12 protein-coding genes are annotated in these 21764 nt (G+C 46.3%); all 12 read left to right on the top strand.

Annotated features, from left to right (window positions below; genetic code table 11):
- Nucleotides 1-374 precede the first annotated feature (374 nt).
- Nucleotides 375-1712: a rhamnogalacturonidase gene (locus SCB77_RS08775; RefSeq protein WP_320186055.1), complete on the top strand. Its 1338-nt coding sequence runs from the start codon at nucleotides 375-377 to the stop codon at nucleotides 1710-1712.
- Nucleotides 1713-1720: 8 nt separating this feature from the next.
- Nucleotides 1721-4522, top strand: a complete 2802-nt coding sequence (locus tag SCB77_RS08770) for a rhamnogalacturonan lyase family protein (RefSeq protein ID WP_320186054.1) — start codon at nucleotides 1721-1723, stop codon at nucleotides 4520-4522.
- Between the two features lie 28 nt (nucleotides 4523-4550).
- Nucleotides 4551-5309: a rhamnogalacturonan acetylesterase gene (locus SCB77_RS08765; RefSeq protein ID WP_320186053.1), complete on the top strand. Its 759-nt coding sequence runs from the start codon at nucleotides 4551-4553 to the stop codon at nucleotides 5307-5309.
- Nucleotides 5309-6103: a rhamnogalacturonan acetylesterase gene (locus SCB77_RS08760; protein WP_320186052.1), complete on the top strand. Its 795-nt coding sequence runs from the start codon at nucleotides 5309-5311 to the stop codon at nucleotides 6101-6103. The genes SCB77_RS08765 and SCB77_RS08760 overlap by 1 nt, the downstream gene beginning before the upstream one ends.
- Nucleotides 6104-6312: 209 nt before the next feature.
- On the top strand, nucleotides 6313-7482 hold the full coding sequence (locus SCB77_RS08755) for a glycoside hydrolase family 88/105 protein (protein ID WP_320186051.1): 1170 nt from the start codon (nucleotides 6313-6315) through the stop codon (nucleotides 7480-7482).
- A gap of 13 nt (nucleotides 7483-7495) precedes the next feature.
- Entirely contained in the window at nucleotides 7496-10444 is a 2949-nt protein-coding gene (locus tag SCB77_RS08750) for a sugar-binding domain-containing protein (protein ID WP_320186050.1), read from the top strand.
- Between the two features lie 2 nt (nucleotides 10445-10446).
- Nucleotides 10447-10758, top strand: a complete 312-nt coding sequence (gene rhaM, locus SCB77_RS08745) for an L-rhamnose mutarotase (RefSeq protein WP_320186049.1) — start codon at nucleotides 10447-10449, stop codon at nucleotides 10756-10758.
- 3 nt (nucleotides 10759-10761) lie between these two features.
- Nucleotides 10762-13503: a glycosyl hydrolase gene (locus SCB77_RS08740; RefSeq protein ID WP_320186048.1), complete on the top strand. Its 2742-nt coding sequence runs from the start codon at nucleotides 10762-10764 to the stop codon at nucleotides 13501-13503.
- A 61-nt stretch (nucleotides 13504-13564) separates the two neighbouring features.
- Nucleotides 13565-14641: a GntR family transcriptional regulator gene (locus tag SCB77_RS08735; protein WP_320186047.1), complete on the top strand. Its 1077-nt coding sequence runs from the start codon at nucleotides 13565-13567 to the stop codon at nucleotides 14639-14641.
- 420 nt (nucleotides 14642-15061) lie between these two features.
- Nucleotides 15062-18154: a SusC/RagA family TonB-linked outer membrane protein gene (locus SCB77_RS08730; protein WP_320186046.1), complete on the top strand. Its 3093-nt coding sequence runs from the start codon at nucleotides 15062-15064 to the stop codon at nucleotides 18152-18154.
- Nucleotides 18155-18164: 10 nt separating this feature from the next.
- A complete protein-coding gene (locus tag SCB77_RS08725) occupies nucleotides 18165-20138 on the top strand; it encodes a RagB/SusD family nutrient uptake outer membrane protein (protein ID WP_320186045.1) in 1974 nt (657 codons plus the stop codon).
- Nucleotides 20139-20312: 174 nt separating this feature from the next.
- Nucleotides 20313-21716, top strand: a complete 1404-nt coding sequence (locus SCB77_RS08720) for a glycoside hydrolase family 28 protein (protein WP_320186044.1) — start codon at nucleotides 20313-20315, stop codon at nucleotides 21714-21716.
- Nucleotides 21717-21764 lie beyond the last annotated feature (48 nt).

Genomic DNA, 21764 nt, shown 5'->3' with positions numbered 1-21764 from the left:
AAATGGTTTATACGGTGCTTCAATCGCTCGAAGCGATAGCTTCGAACAGAAGCTAAAATAAGGATTAAAGTGGCCCTCCGCGAATCTCCCGATACAGGATGGTGCAGGTAGGAATGTAGTCGATCTTAACAAAAGCAAAACAAGAACCTATCAGAGCTCATCACGAAGTTTTTACAAACGCATTAAAATCGCTTGGCGAAGCGGATAGATGCCCAAAAACTAGAATGTGCTAGTGACTACAGGACACTACAGGTTGCCTTTAATTGACTTACTTGATAGCTTAGCAAGCATGTAACATCCATTTAGCTCTTGTGCTAACCTAAGGGCTAGAATAAACCAACATGTTGTCTTGTACACCATCAATTAAAGGAATAATGAAAAAAAGTAAAATCGCTATATTAACTTCAATGTTGCTATGTATCTGTTTTTACGGACACGTCAAAGCTCAGGATCTATTTCCAGACGGAACTGTGGTCTCGCCTTGGTTCAAAAATGCGGAGACCACCACGCTGCAGGCTTTAGGAAAGTCTTACCGGATCACCGATTTTGACATTGTGCAAGATAGTACCATCCTGCAAACCGAGAAAATCCAAGCCGTGATTGATAAGGCCTATCAAGCTGGTGGTGGCGTTGTGGTTATCCCGCGCGGTACTTTCCTTAGTGGATCTCTATTTTTTAAGGCGAAGACACATTTGCACCTCGAAGAAGGTGCGGTGTTAAAGGGTAGTGATGATATTGCTGATTTTGCGCTACAACTAACACGGATGGAAGGACAAACGCTAAAATATTTTTCGGCCTTGGTCAATGCCGATAAGGTGGACGGATTTACCGTGTCCGGAAAAGGAACCTTGGATGGGAATGGGCTACGCTATTGGAAGGCTTTTTGGCTACGCCGAGCATTTAATCCAAACTGCACCAATATGGATGAAATGCGGCCGCGAGTACTGTATGTTTCCAATAGCAAAAACGTGCAGATATCGGGTATACATATGAAAAATTCACCATTTTGGACCTCGCACTATTATAAGGTAGAGAATCTGAAGCTGTTGAACTTACGGATTACCGCGCCGGAAAAGCCGGTGAAAGCGCCTAGCTCGGATGCCATAGATCTTGATGTCTGCAAGAATGTATTGATCAAAAATTGTTACCTTTCGGTAAACGACGATGCCATAGCACTTAAAGGAGGCAAAGGGCCGCGTGCGGATAAAGATCCCAATAACGGTGCAAATTCCAATATCATCATCGAAGATTGCGCATTCGGCTTTTGTCATAGTGCGTTGACCTGCGGCAGTGAATCCATCCACAGCTATAATGTTATCTTCCGAAATAACACCTTGGACAAAGCCAAGAAATTATTGCAGCTAAAAATGCGGCCGGACACCCCGCAGGAGTATGCGCATATCTTGATTGAAAATATAACCGGCAACGCCAACAGCCTGCTGTTTGTTAAGCCTTGGACGCAGTTTTTTGATCTGAAAGGCGAGAAAGACATCAAGTTGTCGTATGCACGACATATTACCTTGAAGAATATCACCTTGGATTGCGATATCCTATTCGACGTTGACAAGTCTGATCAATATAAGCTCTCCAACTTTACATTTGATAACATGACCGTAAATGCATCCAAACGCGCTCAAATACAGCAGGAATACATCGCAGATTTCCAGTTGAACAAGGTGCAAGTGAATGGTAAAGCCGTTGTAAAAAAATAATACTGACGATGAAAACAAACGTTTGCCTCCTGACCTTCGCGCGTCATAACGCTTTTTCGGCCATCCTGTTTTTCTCGCTCCTTATGCTGGCATGGACGGCACAGGCACAACGGCAGGTCGAGTTTCTTGATCGTGGATTGATCGCCTTAAAAACCTCAGAGACATCCAGCTTTCTAAGCTGGCGCCTATTGGCGAGCGATGATTATGAAACAGCATTTGTCCTGTATAGGCAGTATCCGGGCGAGCCCATGGTGAAACTCGCCGACAAACCTCTGCTTCAAGGAACAAATTTTCAGGACAGCGGCGTGGATCACAAGAAAGATGTTCAGTACACGCTGATGAAACTGATAAAAGGTAAGGAGATCCTGTTGGCGACAGTGAAGATGCAAGCCAAGGATCCCATTCAACCATATTTGGAGATTCCTTTGCACACACCTAGTGGCTACACGCCTGGCGACGCTTCTGTTGCTGATCTGGATGGCGATGGTGCTTATGAAATTGTGATTCACCAAACGGGTAGGGCACATGACAATGCCCATAACGGGATTACCGATGAGCCGATCTTTCAGGCGTACAAATTAGACGGTACCATGCTTTGGGAAATTAATTTGGGTAAAAATGTTCGAGAGGGCGCACACTACACACAGTTTATGCTCTACGATTTAGATGGAGATGGCCGTGCAGAGCTGGTTTGTAAAACGGCAGATGGTACAAAGGATGGGATGGGCAATGTGATAGGTGACGCAAAGGCTGACTGGCGTGATACTGTCGCGCGGTCGCGAACATTCGGCCGAATACTGGAGGGGCCCGAGTTTTTAACGGTCTTCGACGGCTTGACTGGTGCAGCAATCAGCACCGTAGATTACCTACCCATGCGGGGTGATCTGCGCAGCTGGGGTGATACCAACGCCAACCGTTCAGACCGTTTTTTGGCAGCCGTTGCCTATTTGGACGGAAAACATCCATCCGTGATCATGACACGTGGCTATTACGAACGGACCGCCCTTGCTGCTTGGGATTTTAAAGATAAAAAACTGCAGTTACGATGGGTGTTTGATACCGAGAAGAGGCAACATCCTTACTCAGGCCAAGGCTACCATAATCTCTCGGTTGCTGACGTGGATCAGGATGGGAAAGACGAGATAATTTTTGGTGCCATAACTATCGACGATGACGGTACCGGACTATACAGCACTGGACTGGGGCATGGCGATGCGCTGCACGTTTCGGACCTAGATCCCGACAGGCCCGGACTTGAGGTGTTTGGAATCCATGAGCTTAAAGGTGGTCGCAAAGGTATTGGGGCAGCCTTGCGCGACGCCCGAACGGGAGATATTCTTTTTAAGGGAGCGATCGATCAAGATGTACCTCGCGGTGTTGCTGCGAATATAGACCCCGAGCATAAAGGGGCGTATATGTGGTGGTTGGGATCTAAATCGTTGTATGACATGAAAGGCAATGAAGTTGGCTCTGCACCCAGATCAGCAAACTTCTTGATCTGGTGGGACGCTGACCTTAGCCGAGAACTGTTGAATAGCAACTATATAGAAAAGTATAAAGAAGGTGTTATTTTTCGAGCGGAAGGTGCTTCGTCCATCAACGGTACAAAAAGTACACCCAATTTGAGTGCCGATATACTGGGCGATTGGCGCGAAGAACTTATTCTCCGAGCCGATGACAATCAGTCGTTGCGTATTTACAGCACGACAATCCCGACAGAACACAGGCTTTATACGTTGATGCACGATCCCCAATACCGATTAAGTATCGCTTGGCAAAATGTTGCTTACAACCAGCCACCACATACGGGCTACTACCTCGGGACGGGCATGGATAAACCATCGCCTCCGCAAGTCGACATCGTACATCCTGAGCGAGCGTCACAAACCAAAGTTGCAAAACCGTTGTTCCGCGATCCGGTGGAAGATGGTGCCGCCGATCCAGTCGTGATTTGGCATGCTAAGAAGAAAAAATGGTTTATGCTGTACACCAATCGACGAGCAAAGTCGGAGGGACTGTCTGCCGTAACTTGGGTGCACGGCACCTCCATTGCTGTGGCTAGCTCGGCCGATGGGGTGAACTGGAACTATGAAGGTCATGCGGCCTTCGATGCGCCACATAGCACGCCAACACTGTGGGCACCGGACGTGTTTTTCCACAAAGGTCTTTATCATATGTACTTGACAATAGTGCCCGGGGTATTTGAAGATTGGCAGCATCCGCGAAGTATAGCGCATTTTACGAGCAAAGACCTCATGCGTTGGTCTTACCAGTCTACCTTAGCCCTGTCTTCCGATAAAGTAATCGATGCCTGTGTCTTGGCATTGCCCAGCGGCGGATTTCGATTGTGGTATAACAATGAGAAAGATGGGAAATCGGTGTATTATGCCGATAGCAAAGATCTATTTCACTGGGAAGATAAAGGAAAAGCACTGGCTACACGTGGCGAAGGGCCCAAAGTTTTTGCTTGGAAAGGAAAATATTGGATGATCGTGGACACATGGAAAGGCTTGGCGGTCTATCACTCTGCAGATCTGTTGAATTGGACGAAGCAACCGGAGCTAATTTTGGCAACAGCGGGAAAAGGGCAGGATGATCAAGTTATCGGCGGGCATGCTGATGTGGTGGTCGAGAAGGATAGGGCCTATATCTATTATTTTACCCATCCCGGCAGAACACCGGAAAATCAGGGAAAAGACACCTACGAACAACGTCGAAGCAGTATTCAAATGGCGGAATTGAAATGGGATGGAAGCCTGCTTTCCTGTGACCGTGATGCGGTTCTTTATGCCGATATGGATAGGAACTGATAGAGAACGTATATGTAATGAACAAACAATGAGAAAAGTAATAGTGACAATAGTACTTGCCGTAATCATGCTATCGTTTACGGTGCAGCGCAAGCCAACGATCTATTTAATTGGCGACTCGACGGTTCGTAACAATAACGAACAGTATTGGGGATGGGGAAGCCTATTGCCCGAATTTTTGGATACCACACGTATCGCCGTGGCCAATCATGCCATGGCCGGAAGAAGTACACGTACGTTCCAAAAAGAAGGCCGTTGGGATCGTGTAGATGCTTTGTTGATGCCTGGCGACTATCTGTTCATCCAATTTGGGCATAATGAAGGTAGCGCCCCCGATACCACTAAACAAGGTTATCGAGGCGTTCTTCGCGGCATAGGAAAGGATTCCTTGCTGTTGGATTGGGGAGATGGTAAGCAGGAAGTGGTACGAACATATGGAGAGAACCTGCGCCGCTTTGTAAGGGCTGCGAAAAAGAAAGGTGTGATTCCGGTTGTCTTGTCCATGATCCCTCGTAATCAATGGGACGAGGCGGGACATGTGAAGAGAGCAAATAAAGATTTTGGACTTTGGGCCAAGCAAATTGCGGAAGAGGAGCAGGTCGCTTTCGTCGACCTCAACGAGATTACCGCGCTCAAGTACGAGCAAATAGGTGCAGATCTCGTTAAGAAAAAATACTTCCCCGGCGACCATACACATACAAATCATGATGGCGCCATGGAAAATGCTTCCTCCGTTATAGCGGGACTACAAACCTTAAAACATCCGTTGACTCAGTATATTAAATAATGAATATAAAAAGAAATCTGATGACCAAGATGCTGGTCGCCCTATGCTTGATCATAACTTGTGCATTCAGTATCAAGCGAGATCGACCTACCTTGTTTGTAATTGGTGATTCTACCGTGAAAAACGGTAGGGGTGATGGCAGCAACGGACAATGGGGCTGGGGTAGCTTTATTGCCGAACACCTTGATACCTCGTCCATTCGTGTTGAAAACCGGGCCTTGGGTGGAACGAGTAGCAGAACGTTTTACAATAATCCAAAACTTTGGCAACAGGTATTAGATCAGGTTAAGCCGGGCGATTACGTAATCATGCAGTTTGGGCATAACGACTCTAGTCCCATTGTAGATACATTGCGCGCCAGGGGTACAATTAAGGGAAATGGAGATACCTACCAAGAGGTCAATAATCCCTTGTTAAAGCAAAAGGAAATGGTCTACAGCTATGGTTTCTACTTACGAAGGTTTGTGAAAAATGTGCAAGACAAGGGCGCTAAAGCCATCATTTGCTCTCCAATACCACGGAATGCTTGGGAAGGTGATCAGGTTCGTCGATCTGATTATGCTACTTGGGCGCAGGAGGCTGCCGTGCAGTCATCTGCATTTTTCATTCCCCTACAGGATTTGGTAATCGCCCAATATGAAAAAGAAGGGAGAGCGCTGGTCGCTGAAAAGTACTTTGGCGCCAAAGATGCAACGCACACGATCAAGGCGGGTGCCGAACGCAATGCTAGTTTAATCGCAAATTATCTAAACGAAAATAAAAATATTGGGCTAGGTAAATTTTTAAAAAAATAGCTTCAAGGAAGGCCATCGATGCACGCGTGAGTTCTTGTTTAAAGTGCGGGTAGACAGGCTAGAGGCGGCATTACAGGATGCTACAGGTTGCCTATGTGCATATGATGTGGTATTATCGTAACGGTGACTTATCCAGTAAACCTAAAGGAGCTCGCGCCTTAGCTAAAGGACGGGCGGTTATTCTAAAAGAAGCAATGATCTAAAATAATATGAAGAGAGGAAGATTACTGTCATTTGGTTTGATGTTATTTATTGCGGCATTATCGGCAGCATGCGCTGCGCAAGTGCAGCAAAAGAAGGACAAGGCTACAACGAGCAAACAGCAAGTGTTAGACGTTTTGCGCTCTACAAACGCTTATTTCATGGCAAAGTGGCCGGATACAGGGAAGCCTATCTACACGACGCGTTGGCGCCCTAGCAATATATGGACAAGAGCCGTTTATTACGAAGGCCTTATGGCTCTGTATAGTATTGACCGCGACAAACGTTATTACGACTATGCGGTAGATTGGGGCACCAAACATCAATGGGGCTTGCGGAATGGGCTTGAAACTCGTAATGCAGATGATCAAGCTTGTGGACAGATTTATCTTGATCTCTATGAATTGGATAGGCAAGAGGAAAGAGTTCTTGGAATTAAAAAGAATATAGACTTTGTAATGGATTCGGGTAAAGTTGATGATTGGACCTGGATCGATGCCATTCAAATGGCCATGCCAGTTTTCGCGAAGCTAGGAGTGATGTTTGATGATCCACGCTATTTTGATTACATGTACCGTATGTACAGCTATGCTAAAAATGAAGAAGGTGGCGGGTTGTACAATGCGAAGGACAAACTATGGTGGCGCGATCGCGACTTTGTACCGCCTTACCAGGAGCCTAATGGCGAAGACTGTTATTGGTCGCGCGGTAATGGTTGGGTCGTTGCAGCCTTGGTTCGTGTGCTTTCGCTTATCCCAGAAGACGAGAAGCACCGGGCGCTATACTTACAAGATTATAAAGACCTGATGGAAGGCGTACTAAAAACGCAGCGGCAGGATGGTTTTTGGAATGTAAGTCTGCATGATCCGACCAATTTCGGTGGGCGCGAAGTATCAGGTACTGCACTTTTTGTGTACGGCATGGCTTGGGGCATCAATCAAGGAATTTTAGACGCATCGGTCTATCGCCCAGCCTTAGAAAAGGCTTGGCAGGCGATGCTGAATGAAGCAGTGCACCCTTCGGGTTTCTTGGGCTATGTGCAAGGAACAGGTAAAGAACCGAAGGATGGGCAGCCGCTAGGCTTTGCTACGGTGCCCGATTTTGAGGACTATGGTTTGGGATGTTTTCTGCTTGCTGGAACCGAGTTGTACAAATTATTGGAAGATAAGCCTCACTAAGCTCATGTCAGCTATGTCAAAATATCTGATTGTCCTATTACTCTGCGCAGAAGCTTTGTTAGCCGACGCACAGGGACATGCTACCTACAGTTTCAATGCGGCGTGGCGCCTACATATTGGCGATCTGCCGGCAGCATCTACGACAGATTTCGACGATACCGATTGGAAAGTGGTAACCTTGCCGCATGCTTGGAACGAAGAGGAGGCATTCGCAAAGCCCATCCATGAGCATAGTACTGCCGTAGTGTGGTATCGTAAGAAATTTACTTTGCCCAAAGAGCTGCGTAAGGACAAGGTGTTTTTAGAGTTTGAAGGCGTTAGGCATGGGGCAGAGTTTTTCCTCAATGGTCATTTTATCGGACGACATGAAAATGGGGTGATGGCCTTTGGGCTAGATATTTCTGCGCACCTGCGCAAAGATGCTGAAAATGTGCTGGCCGTGCGCACCGATAACAGCTGGAACTATCGGGAAAAGGTAAGCAATAGTACCTACCAATGGAATGATAAAAACTTCAACGCAAACTATGGAGGCATCCCCAAAAACGTATGGATACATGTTAAGGAAGCGCTTTATCAAACATTACCGCTGTATTCCAATTTGGGAACGCAAGGGGTCTATGTATATGGTAACCATATCAATATTCAAAAGAAAACCCTTGATCTCCATGTGGAGTCTGAGCTGCGTAACGAGACCTCCGAAAAGAAGGTAGGCGAGCTGTTGGTTGAAGTATTTGATGCAGACAATCGTCTGGTCAAGACATTCTCTTCTGGGTTTGACCTAGCGGCAGGCGCCACAAAGGTCGTTAAGGCCACCGATAGATTAGGTGATGTGCACTTTTGGAACTGGGGATATGGCTACCTATACACTGTTCGATCCACGCTCAAGCAGGCTGGAAAGACCGTTGATGTGGTCGATACTAAGACGGGCTTTCGCAAAACTGCCTTTCAGCAAGGCATGGTTTATTTAAACGACCAAGTCTTAATGATGAAGGGGTATGCACAGCGCACCAGCAACGAATGGCCTGCAGTAGGGTTGGCTGTTGCCCCTTGGCTCAGTGATTTTAGCAATAAGCTGATGGTGGAAAGCAATGCGAACTTGGTACGCTGGATGCACGTAACACCGTGGCGGCAAGATGTAGAATCTTGCGATAGGGTTGGACTCCTGCAAATGTTGCCTGCCGGCGATGCCGAGAAAGATGTCGAAGGGCGACGATGGGAGCTGCGTAAGGAACTTATACGCGACGCCATTATCTATTACCGTAACAGCCCCAGTGTGCTGTTTTACGAAAGCGGTAATGAATCGATCTCCGAAACCCATATGGCCGAGATGAAGCAGATCCGTGATCAATACGACCCGCAGGGAGGAAGAGCAATTGGCTCGCGTGAGATGTTGGATAGCAAGCTGGCCGAATATGGCGGCGAAATGCTCTATATCAATAAAAGCGCGAAACACCCTATGATAGCCACGGAGTATATGCGCGACGAAGGCTTACGTAAATATTGGGACGAGCATAGCTATCCTTTTCATAAAGAAGGAGAGGGCCCCCTCTACAAGGGAAATGATGCGAGCGATTATAACAGAAACCAAGATCAACACGCCGTGGAAACGGTACGCCGCTGGTGGGAATATTGGCGCGTTAGGCCCGGGACAGGCCGCCGGGTAAGTTCCGGTGGGCTGAATATCATATTCTCTGATTCCAACACCCATTACCGTGGACAGGAAAACTACCGCCGAAGTGGCGAGGTAGATGCCATGCGCCTGCCAAAGGACGGCTTTTACGCACATCAGGTGATGTGGGATGGTTGGGTGGATCCCGATCCTAAAGGACTGCACATCGTGGGGCACTGGAATTATCCCGTTGGCACAAAAAAAGATGTACAGGTGATCAGTGCCGGCGAACGGGTGGAACTTCTTGTCAATGGTGTGCGGCAAGCCGAAGGGGTGCGTTCGGCACAGTTCCTTTTTGTTTTTCCTGCAATCGACTTTGTGGAGGGAGAGTTGAAAGCACGTTCTTTTGACGCAACAGGGAGACTACTGAATGAACGGATATTACGTACGGCAGGGGAACCATATCAACTAAAATTACATTATCGGCATGGTGAAAATGGACTCTATGCGGATGGGAACGATATGGTGATTGTTGACGTAGAGGTACTGGATAAGGAAGGTCGTCGTTGCCCTACTGCGACGAACATGGTTGATTTTTCTTTCGATGGACCTATGGATTGGCGGGGCGGTATTGCACAAGGACCTAATAACTATATCCTCGCGCAATCTATTCCTGTAGAATGTGGTGTGAATAGGGTGCTGCTACGGACGAAATACGGAGTTGCGGGAGCGGTTAAGCTGAAAGCGCAAGCAAACGGATTGATCCCTGATCAAGTGCAATGGTCCGTATCACCTGTGGAGGAGCAGGAGGGACTGTTCTTGAAGTCTTCCAAAATAGGATTGCCATCCAACCTTGATCGAGGTAAAGGGCTTCATGAACCTAAGTTGAAGTTAACACGCGAGACACGCGCTATCGCAAAGATTCAAGCGGGTGCCAACGCCGATAGGGCCGCGGCTTCCTGCGATGATAATGAGCTGTCGGATTGGGTGAACGACGGGAAATTGGAAACCGCCTGGATCGAATATCAGTTGGAAAAGATAGGTGATATCGACGAGATCGATTTAAAATTGAATAATTTTAGATCGCGATCCTATCCTTTACAGGTATTTGTAGACGATAAATTGGTGTTTGATGGCGATACGGAGACAACTTTGGGTTACTGCACGTTATCATTTCCTACAGTGCGAGGCCGACGCGTTAAAATACAGCTTAAGGGAGGTTCCTATGTCGCCGCTGAAAACAAACATGCCGAAGTAGGGGGAAAGAAACTGGACGATGGTGTTGCGCGTAACGATGCAGATGCGAAGGGTACATTAAGTATAATAGAGATAGATATTCATAAAAAAATATAAGAATGCAGAAAATTGCTTTTAAGATGAAATTGAAGCCGGGAATGCGCGCGGAATATGAAAAACGACATGCAGCTATCTGGCCAGAACTGGTGTTGCTTCTCAAGGAAAATGGTATCGCCGATTACACGATTTTTTTTGACGAAGAATCCAATTCCTTATTCGCCGTGCAGCGTCTTAGCGGCAGCTCTTCACAAGATCTTGGAAAGACAGAAGTGGTGCAGCGCTGGTGGAAATATATGGCGGATATAATGGAAACCCATGCTGATTTTTCCCCAGTATCAACTCCCCTTCCTTCGGTATTCCATTTAGATTAACGCATGATGAAAAGAAGATGGTTAACGCTGCTATGTTGTGGGTTGTTGGTGAATACCACATTTGCACAGGAAGGATGGCCCTCCATCACCAAAGAAATGAAACCATGGACCCGCTGGTGGTGGATGGGGTCGGCTGTGGATAAAACCAACATAGCACGTGAACTACAGCTCTTTGATGAGGTCGGCTTTGGAGGAGTCGAGGTAACTCCTATTTATGGCGCAAAGGGTTACGAAGCTCGGTACATCCCTTATTTATCCAACTCTTGGATGGACATGCTGGAATTTACCACCGAAAAAGCAGCTGATCTAGGCCTTGGCGTCGATATGAACCTAGGTACAGGATGGCCATTCGGTGGCCCTCAGGTCACCGATCAAGATGCCGCCAGCAAATTCTTCTTGGATGAAGTGCTGTTGAAGACAGGTGAAACTTTAAACTTCCCGTTGGGGCCACAAGAAAAGAAGGAAACTTTCGCAAAACTGCAGGCGCTCCGCGCTTTCAAGGCAAATGGCGAAGAGATCAATTTAGACCAGCTCATCGGAAAAACAACGGGACAATGGTCTGCGCCGGAAGACCTGCGTATGATGGCACTCTTTTCTGGGCGCACCAAGCAGCGGGTGAAACGCGCTGCACCGGGTGGTGAAGGTTTTACACTCGATCATCTCGGGGCGACATCCGTGGAGCATTATTTGACATCCTTTACGCAGGCTTTTCAAGCAAGGGAAATTCCTATACGCTCTTTTTTTAACGATAGTTACGAGGTGTATGGGGCAAATTGGACCGATAGTTTTCTGGATGAATTTCGGAAGCGAAAAAATTATAGACTGGAAGATCATCTCCTTGATTTTTCCGGAAAGGGAAACGATAAAGATCGGGAAGCACGGGTGAAATCGGATTACCGTGACGTAGTAAGCGAGATTCTTCGTACTAATTTTTTGATTCCTTTTACGTCTTTTTCACAGGAGCGAGGAGCATTGTCTCGCAATCAAGCACACGGATCGCCAGGAAACCTCATTGATCTGTACGCTAGCACGGATATTGCTGAATGTGAAACCTTCGGTTCCAGTTTTTTCAATATTCCACGACTGCGTCGAGATTCAGCAGATATCCGCAATGTCGACCCTGACCCTATGATGTTCAAGTTTGCCTCTTCGGCGACGAATACCCATGGCAAAAAATATACCTCCTCGGAAACATTTACTTGGCTTACTGAGCATTTTAGAACGTCGTTGTCGCAGGCTAAGCCTGAGATTGAACAGCTGTTTTTGGCGGGGGTGAACCATGTTTTCTACCACGGCACCACTTATTCGCCTGCCGATATACCATTCCCAGGCTGGCTATTTTATGCGTCAGTAAATTTTACGAGTAACAACCCGCTGTGGACGCATATGTCAGGGCTCAATCAGTACGTGACGCGGGTGCAGTCCATCCTACAATCTACACAAGCGGATAACGAACTCTTGATCTACTGGCCAATTTATGACATATGGCACGATACCGAAGCGCCATTTAAGACGCTTAGCGTGCATCACGTCGACCATTGGCTGCATCCAACGGATTTTTATAAACAAAGTATGGGGCTGCAACAATCGGGATACTGTTTTGATTTTGTGTCAGACGCTATTCTAGAACAAGCAAGAATGGATCACAGACAATTGTTTACCGCAAAGAATGCACGTCCTTACAAGGCTATCGTAGTTCCAAAAAGTCAATATTTTTCGGAAAATACCTTCGCTAAATTGCTTGAACTCGCCGAAGAAGGAGCCACGCTTATATTTCAAGGCTTGCCGGAGGATGTCCCCGGCTTGCATAATGTAGCTCAGCGACAGAAACAATTGCACGATCTCCGTGCGCGCTTAAAATTTTCGGAGGAAGGAGAGAACCAGTATACCGCTTATGGTAAAGGCAAAATATACCTGACGGAAGATGTCCAATCGGCACTCGAAACGGAGCATATTTTTCCGGAGCGGTTGGTGCGTTCGAAGTTGAAATTTAGTCGCCGAGTAGGCAACGAGAAGACGTATTACTATTTTGTTAACCACAGTGGGGAAACAATTGATGATGTTTTCCGCCTAAATGCTGTTGGTAGCAACTATACCTTGCTGGATCCTCAGACCGGCAAAATAGCTGTGCTACCCAATGCGGGAGGCCAAGTCCGTTTACAAATCCCATCTGGGTATGCATGGATTGTTGCCGTATCCGATGATTCCACGCAAGCAGCTGCTTACCGGTACGTCGACAAGATGGAGGAACTACCACTGTTTAACCAACCGTGGAAAGTAAGTTTCCTAAGTGGTGGTCCGGTGTTACCCAAATCTCGCACATTGAAAAAACTCGCTTTTTGGACGACATGGAATGATCAGGATGCCAATCGGTTTTCGGGCATCGCTCAATACGAAACCACGGTAAAATTGCGTAAGCGACCGGATAAATCGTATCTACTGACGCTTGGCGAGGTAGGCGAAAGTGCACGGGTGTTTGTGAACAATAAAGAAGCGGGAATATTATGGGCGCATCCGTTTCAACTGGAGATTGGATCGCTTCTACAGGAGGGGGATAACATCATTCGAGTAGAGGTTGCAAATCTCATGTCCAACCGCGTGCGTGATTTAGATAAGCGTAAGGTGTCTTGGCGAAATTATCACGAAATAAACTTTGTCAATATCGACTACAAGAACTTCGATGCAAGTGGTTGGAAAATAATGGATAGTGGCCTGAAGGGACCGGTGAAGCTATTTGCGTATTGATGCGTCCCAGCAGGTCATTTTAAGCTGGTCAAAAAACTTGGAAGACAGGAATTGCATTTGTATGCAAAAAACCGTTTCTTTAGCACATCACGTAGATGAAGCAACCATGAACAATCAGGAATTCATTCATAGCATTCAGATTAGCGACTTCTCCTCAACGCCGAAGTATCTTCAATTGGCTGATGCGGTCATCGATGGCGTCAAGCGTAGTCATCTTCGGCAAGGCGACATTCTGCCCTCAATCAATGAGCTCAGCGTGCATCTGGATATCTCACGTGATACTGTTGAAAAAGGGTACAAACATCTGAAAAGTTTGGATATTATCTCTTCCACGCCAGGAAAAGGATACTTCGTTGCGAAGTCCGATGTGGTGAACAAACAGAAAATAGCACTCTTCCTCAATAAACTCAGTGCCCATAAGAAGATTGTTTACGACGCCTTGGCACGCGAACTTGGAGAAGAGGCTTCGCTGGATCTTTTCGTTTACAACAGTGATATATCGCATCTGCGCACTCTTTTGCTTAATCTGACGAAACAATACGATCGATATGTCATTTTCCCACATTTCAAGGAAGGACGTGACCAAGCTCCAGAGGTACTTTCCTTAATACCTATGGATAAATTGCTCGTACTCGGCAAGATGGTGGATGGCTTTGGGAGCCATATTGATGCGGTGTACGAAAATTATGAAAAAGATATCTATGAGGCGCTGGAGAAAGCGCTGGAGCCTTTGTCCCGATATAGAGCGCTCAAATTAATATTTCCCGATAATAGCGATTATCCAAAAGCGATTATTAAAGGTTTTTATAAATTTTGCCAGCAATATGCTTTTGATCATACACTCGTTGGCAGCCTCGCCAAAGAACCGATAAAGAAGGGCGAATGTTATATCAATCTTGCGGAAGATGATTTGGTACTCATCCTTGAAAAGTCTATTGCTAAAAATTATCAAGTAGGGAAGGATATTGGTATCATCTCTTACAACGAGACCCCTTTGAAAAAATTTATCTTAAACGGTATCACCACCATCTCGACGGATTTTGAGCTGATGGGAAAGTATGCTGCTCAAATTATTAAATCAAAGGAAACCAAACAGCTTGAGGTCCCTTTTTATATCAATATTCGCCCCTCCATTTGACGCGGGGAATTTCAGGCTTAAATCCCCGTATTTGTATTATTTTTTTGCGGTAAATACTTGTTTTTGCCTTGAATAATCCTATTGACTTTCCTGTACGCAGGATACGGCAGGTTGCTGCACTTATCCGCTTTGCATACCTTGCCCTTATAGTTTTTTGAGGGAGGTATTTTGAGAAAGACTTGCTAGGGAAGAAAGATAAACCGCCAACACCCGCCATTTTATCGTTATTAAGGTTTACTTCGATATGAAATGAATCGTATCGTCGAAATTTAGGAATGTGCTGCATATCAAAATTCGCATAAACTGTTGTGTGTCGAATAGTTCGGGTTTCTTTATTTTATTTCTTCTTTGTGAGATTTTATTTAAGTCCTTGCTCAAAACCATATAGGTGTTTAGGGATTTTTACAAAACAAAATGCAGATGAAAAAAATGATGGATGTAGGCCGGATGCTGACCTTTCGAAAGCAGCTTTTCCTCGTGTGCCTAACTTTAATGTTTGCGCTCTCCACCCGAGCGCAAGGTTTGGTGTCGGGTACCGTAAAAGATGCTGAAGGAAGTGCGCTACCCGGCGTGACCGTAAAGCTGAAAGGCACAGCGGTGGCTACGACAACGGATGCCAACGGTGCTTTTCAGATCAGCGCTCCCGGAGAGGGAACCTTGGTCTTCACGATGTTAGGTTTCACCGCGCAGGAACAGCGAATTGCTAATCGGAACAAAATCGCGATCCTGTTGGCGGCGGAAAGTGAAGTGGTGGAGGAAGTGGTCGTCGTTGGATATAATGTTGTTAAAAAATCAGATTTGACAGGATCGGTTACTACCGTCAGTAGTGAAGAGATTACGGCCATGCCGGTAAACAATTCGTTGCAGGCGTTGCAAGGTCGTGCTGCAGGTGTAGATGTTACATCCAATGAACGACCTGGCGAGGTAGGGTCTGTCCGTGTGCGCGGCGAGCGATCCATCTTGGCTAGTAATTCGCCGCTATATGTGGTTGATGGTGTACCCCTAAATTCTGGCGGCATCGAGTTCTTAAATCCAAAGGATATCGAAACCATGGATATCTTAAAAGATGCTTCCGCTACGGCGATCTACGGCTCTAGAGGTGCAAATGGCGTTATCATCATCACTACAAAACGAGGGAAGACCGGACATATGACGCTGGATTATTCTGGGACATCAACCATAGAAAACTTGCACGATTTGACGGAGATGATGAATTCGGCACAATACATCGATTTCCGACGTGACGCGTTTCGCAGGATCGATCAGTACCCCGATCAACCCGATCAGGCGAGCGATGAAACCATCTTCGGACAGGATCCCATTGCTTGGGCAAACGTCTTAAAGGGTTGGCAAAATGGTACTTGGGATGGAAGCCTTGTGCCAACGACTGATTGGACGGGCTACGTAACTAAAACCGGTGTCACTCATGACCATATTTTGTCATCTAGCGGTGGTACCGAGAAAGTGCAGGCTTACGGATCTTTTGGATATCTTAAGCAGGATGGAACACAGCTCGGACAGGACTATCAGCGCTACTCAGGCAAACTTAGCATAGATATTAAACCTAAAGACTGGTTTCGCATGGGGGCTGTATTGAACAGTACCTATGGTGACCAAAATTATGGCTATGCGACAACCAATGCCACAGGGCCAGGCAACCTGTACTTCGCTGCCCGAGCCATGCTACCTTATGCTGTGCCGTTTGATGCTAATGGTGAGCGTATCAACTTGCCCGGTGGAGATGTGAACATCCAAAATCCTATCCTAGAAACAAACTTCAATGTGAATGAAAGACTGGTATTTCGCAATTTCGGAAGTATATATGCAGAAGTTGAGCCGGTTAAAGGACTCCGCTATAAAGTAAACTTTGGTCCTGACTATTATAGCAACCGCAATGGCCGCTGGATGGATGAGCAATCCGTTAACAGAGGAGCGGGGGAGCCGGGCTCTACGAATTATGCGCAGCTTAACCAAGACATGCGATTTTCATGGACATTGGATAACTTATTGTACTACAACAAGACTTTTGCGAGCGCGCATAACGTGGGTGCTACATTCCTACAGACTGCTACCGTCAATCGAACGGAATCATCTAGTATGACGGCCGTCAATTTACCTTGGAACTACCAAAAATGGTATCAGTTGAACTCGGTCGATGCGCTACAAGGCTTCTCCTCCAACCTTATCGAACAGCAGTTGACTTCTTATATGGTTAGGTTGAATTATGATTTCAATGGTAAATATCTCTTTACGGGGTCCATGCGTTGGGATGGTTCTTCCGTTTTGGCGAAAGGATACCAATGGGATACGTTTCCTTCCTTAGCAGTTGCCTGGCGATTGGATAAAGAAAAGTTTTTGGAGAATAGTACTTGGATTAATCAGTTAAAAGCCCGGATTGGGTATGGGGTGACTGGAAATTCAGCGGTCGATCCTTACATGACATTGGGGATGCTCCAGATTCTTTATTACACTTGGGGAGATTTGGTAGAGCCGGGCTATGTGCCTTCCGATCCCTCCACTAGAGATCCCTTGCCCATGCCCAACAAAGAATTAGGTTGGGAGAAAACGTCGCAAATCAATTATGGAGTAGATTTCGCATTGTTTAAGAATCGCGTCAGTGGATCGCTGGACTTCTACACTTCAACAACAAAAGACCTCTTGTTGCCACGCAACATACCGACCATCTTGGGTTATACCACTACTTGGGACAATGTAGGACAGACCTCCAACAAGGGAATAGATATTACGGTAAATACCGTGAATGTAGAGACTACCGATTTTTCGTGGAATTCAACGGTTAGTTTCACCTACAGTGAAAACCGTCTGGAAGAACTTGCACAGGGTAAATTTGATGACCCTTCAAATGCACGTTTTATCGGCAAACGGATGGGCGCGTATTTTGACTTTGTTAAAGTAGGTATTTGGCAAGATACACCGGAAGATTTGGCCGAAATGGCTCGCTTTGCCGAGAATGGAAGTGTTTTTAGGCCAGGGGATATCCGTGTTAAAGATGCTAACGGCGACTACTTTATCGATGCCAATGATCGCGAAATTGTTGGCTACAGCACCCCAACATGGAATTTTGGTTTCGCCAATACCTTTGCATATCGAAATATTGATTTGACATTTTTTATCTACGGCCGTGGCGGATTTATGGTGAGGGGTGGAGCCGAAGCGTTGCAAGGACGATTTGCACAGCGAGAGGTGAATTACTGGACGCCGAGCAATCCGACGAATGAATATCCGGCTCCAAATTATAACAATGCCGGTGGCGACCCTTACATGCGCTCCATGGATTATCAGGATGGTACCTTTATTAAATTAAGAAATGTGTCCTTAGGCTACACCTTACCTACGAACCTGACGGAGCGTCTTAAGCTCTCTCGTCTACGGATATACGCGCAAGCGATGAACCCCGGGTTGCTATATTCCAAGGTTGATTGGATAGATCCAGACCTTGGGGGCTCGACTTTTAACAGAGGCGTTGTGTTTGGATTAAATGTTGGTTTTTAAATCTTTAGCGATGAAATTAGTAAACAAGAGAATTATCTATATGGTACTGGCGGCTATCAGTTTCACTTTATCCCAAGGGTGCCAAAAGAGCTTCTTGGATGAGGAACTTCTGACAGCAAGGAATACAGCTGATTATGAAACGACTGAAGGCTTGGACGGTCTCATAACGGGCATCTATCAAACATTAAAGTTTCATTTTAATTACGAGTGGGCTTATGCTACAACAAATTATGGGACGGATGAATTTTGGATCGGTGGCGACCGCACGAAAGAAATGTGGGGGTCTTACGGCTCTACATTGAATAGTTTCACCGCTGAGGCAACCGATGTGTGGGATAATATGTATGTGCCGATCAATTCTGCCAATATCGCTCTAGCGAATATCCCGACATTCTACACCAATGAGGGAACGAAAGACACCCGATTAGGCGAAGCCCATTTTATTCGTGGTTTTAACTACTTTAAATTGGTTAAACAGTATGGTGCCGTACCGATCCAACTGGAACCGGCCTTTACGGTGCAATTGGAGTTTCAGCGAAGCAGCCCGAAGGAAGTTTATGAACAGGTGATCGCTGACCTTAGCCAAGCGTTCTCGCTCCTTCCCGAAACGCCAGCGCAGCGAGGTCGATTGACCAAGTGGGCAGCGGCACATTTCTTGGCAAAAGCATATCTATATCGGGCCAGTGAACTTTACGCGGATTGGAATGGCGATACCCGAGATGCCGACTTGGAACAGGCTATACGCTATGGTCGTATGGTCATCGAGGAAAGCCCACATCACCTAGCAGATAATTTCCGTGATCTTTGGAACTTTACCACACCCGATGGCCCCAATGAAAGCCTTCCGGAAATCATTTTGGCAGCACAGTTTTCGGATAATGTTGCTACCGCCGGTCGCTATGGGAACCAATTGCACTTACATTTTCCATCTGTTTACCAAAATTTAGCAGGTATGCAACGTGATATCCCCGGCGGTCGCGAGTTTCAGCGACTTCGTACCTCCGATTACGCTGTGGATGTGTACGATAGGGTGAACGACTCCCGTTTTTGGAAGACATTTAAAACCGAGTATTTATGTAACCGACCAGCAGCAGCGCCCACTTGGGATGCGACAACCGCTCCTTCGCCCGAATTAGTGAATACAGCGAAATTTAAGGGAGGTGAAGTTTCTATAAAATATATCGTTAATGATGCGGGTGATAGCCGATATACGGCAGAAAATATCCGACGTCGTGCGCCCCATATGTTTGTGCGCTACTTTAGCGGAAATGCCCAAAGCTACAAAGGTAATCATGGCAATTACGAAGCAAGTCGCTACCTGACCATGTCGAAGTTTGCGGATGGTTCGCGTAATGGGGTGGCGAATCAATTTGGAAATCGCGATGGCATTTTGGCACGTGTCGCGGAAACCTACCTTATCGTGGCTGAGGCTTTAGGCCGACAGGGCAATTATGAGGCGGCAATACCTTATATTAACGCGGTACGTGCACGTGCAGCATATAAGGATGGCGAAGTGCGATCGGCTTATGTGGATGGCGGGATCGCTTATAAAAATAACGAAGTGGTGCCGCCAACGGCCTTCGTGTCTTTTTCGGAAAGCAATACTTATTATGAGTCCAACAACATGGCGGAGACGACAGCCGCCACAGCAACGGCGATGACCCTCGGCAGTGCAACCGATATTTTTAATGCGACCGACCAATTCTACGACGTTTTGGCTGCAGGATCGAACCAAGAGAAATTTTTGGCCTTTATCCTGAATGAACGCTCCCGCGAATTAATGGGTGAACTGATGCGTTGGGAAGATTTATCGCGAACAAAAACACTGGTTAAACGCGCCCAGATTTTTAGCAACGAAGCCAATCCGCTGGAAAACAAGCATTACCTAAGACCCATTCCGCAAGGCTTTTTAGATGCTATCCAAACGGAAGGTCGGCCGTTGAATAGTGCAGAAAAACAAGCGATGCAAAATCCGGGTTATTAGTCCGCTATGTCAACAATTTTGAAACAGGTTACTTGCGGGTAGCCTGTTTTTCATGATACGTTGCCGAAGTCTGCTGTAATTTCAGGATAGCGCAGGATACACATAACAGCTCTTTTTGATATCTTGTTGTTGTAAACCTATAATGCTAAAGTAAACGAGTACATGTAAACCGCTATGATAAAGAAATTGATCGGCAGTATCCTCTTAAATGTAAGCCTCCTTTGCGCTATGGCGCAAGATGCACATTGGACTATGGCTTCCCAACCGCTTGCTGAAATTAAAACATTGAAGAAACAGATTGTTGCTCCCCAGTTCCGTAAAAAAGATTACCTGATTTCGACCTTTGGCGCAAAGGGAGATGGATCGTCCATAAACACGGAAGCTTTTCGGAAAGCTATCGACCAATGCAATAAAGACGGTGGCGGCCGCGTGGTCGTGCCTAAAGGCACTTTCTTGACAGGAGCAATCTACTTGAAAAGTAATGTTAATTTGTATGTTAGCGAAGGAGCAACAATTTTATTTAGCCGCGATAGCTCCGATTATCCTATGGTGTTTACCCGTTGGGAAGGTATGGAATGTATGAATTTTTCACCTTTCATCTACGCCTATGAGGAAGAGAATATAGCGATTACCGGAAAAGGCATTTTGGATGGAAACGCTAATAACGATCATTGGTGGTATTGGTGTGGAGCACGTCAATATGGGTGGCAGGAGAATAGACCCGGCGAGCAAAAGCCTGCCCGAGCAATCTTGCATCAGCAGATGGCGGAAGAGCTTGACCCTAGGCAGCGAATATATGGCGATGGACATTTCCTGCGACCCAACTTTGTGCAGCCTTACCATTGTAAAAATGTGTGGATCGCCGATGTGAAAATGATCAATTCGCCGATGTGGAACCTTAACCCAGTCTTGTGTGAGAATGTGCTTATAGAACGTGTGAAAATTGTAAGCCATGGTCCTAATAATGACGGGTGCGACCCGGAAGCCTGCAAAAATGTATGGATTAAAGATTGTTATTTTGATACCGGAGATGATTGTATTGCAATCAAATCAGGACGCGATGAAGATGGCCGGAATATTGGTCGTCCAGCCGAAAACCACATCATCGAAAACTGTATGATGAAAGATGGGCATGGAGGTGTCGTGATCGGAAGTGAGATCGCTGGCGGCGCAAGGAATATTTACGCGCTAAACAACGTGATGGATAGTCCAAATCTGGACAGAGCACTGCGCATAAAGACAAGCTCTAGCCGCGGAGGCGTCATCGAGAATGTCTTTTTCTATAATACCGAAGTAGGGCAATATAAGGAAGCCGCCGTGCGGTTCAATATGTTCTATGAAAAGCCGGGCAAGCATATTCCGACGATCCGCAATGTATGGGTGGAAAACTTGAACGTAAAGGGTGGCGGTAAGTATGCGGTATTGTCCAATGCCTACGAGTCTTCGCCAGTAACGAATTTTACGATGATAAATTGCCGTATTGATGGTGTTCAAGAGCCCTATAAAGTAGATCACCTCGAGCAGGTAACGCTCAAAAATGTAGTTATCAACGGGAAAGCGATTACTTCATTTGATTGATGATCGGTAAAACCTCTGTGTTGGCGAGCGCCCCTAGACCAAGTACGG

It is taken from the genome of Sphingobacterium bambusae (assembly GCF_033955345.1).
Classification (GTDB): domain Bacteria; phylum Bacteroidota; class Bacteroidia; order Sphingobacteriales; family Sphingobacteriaceae; genus Sphingobacterium; species Sphingobacterium bambusae.
Note: the sequence above shows the minus strand (reverse complement) of the source record. Positions and strands in the feature narration are given on the sequence as shown.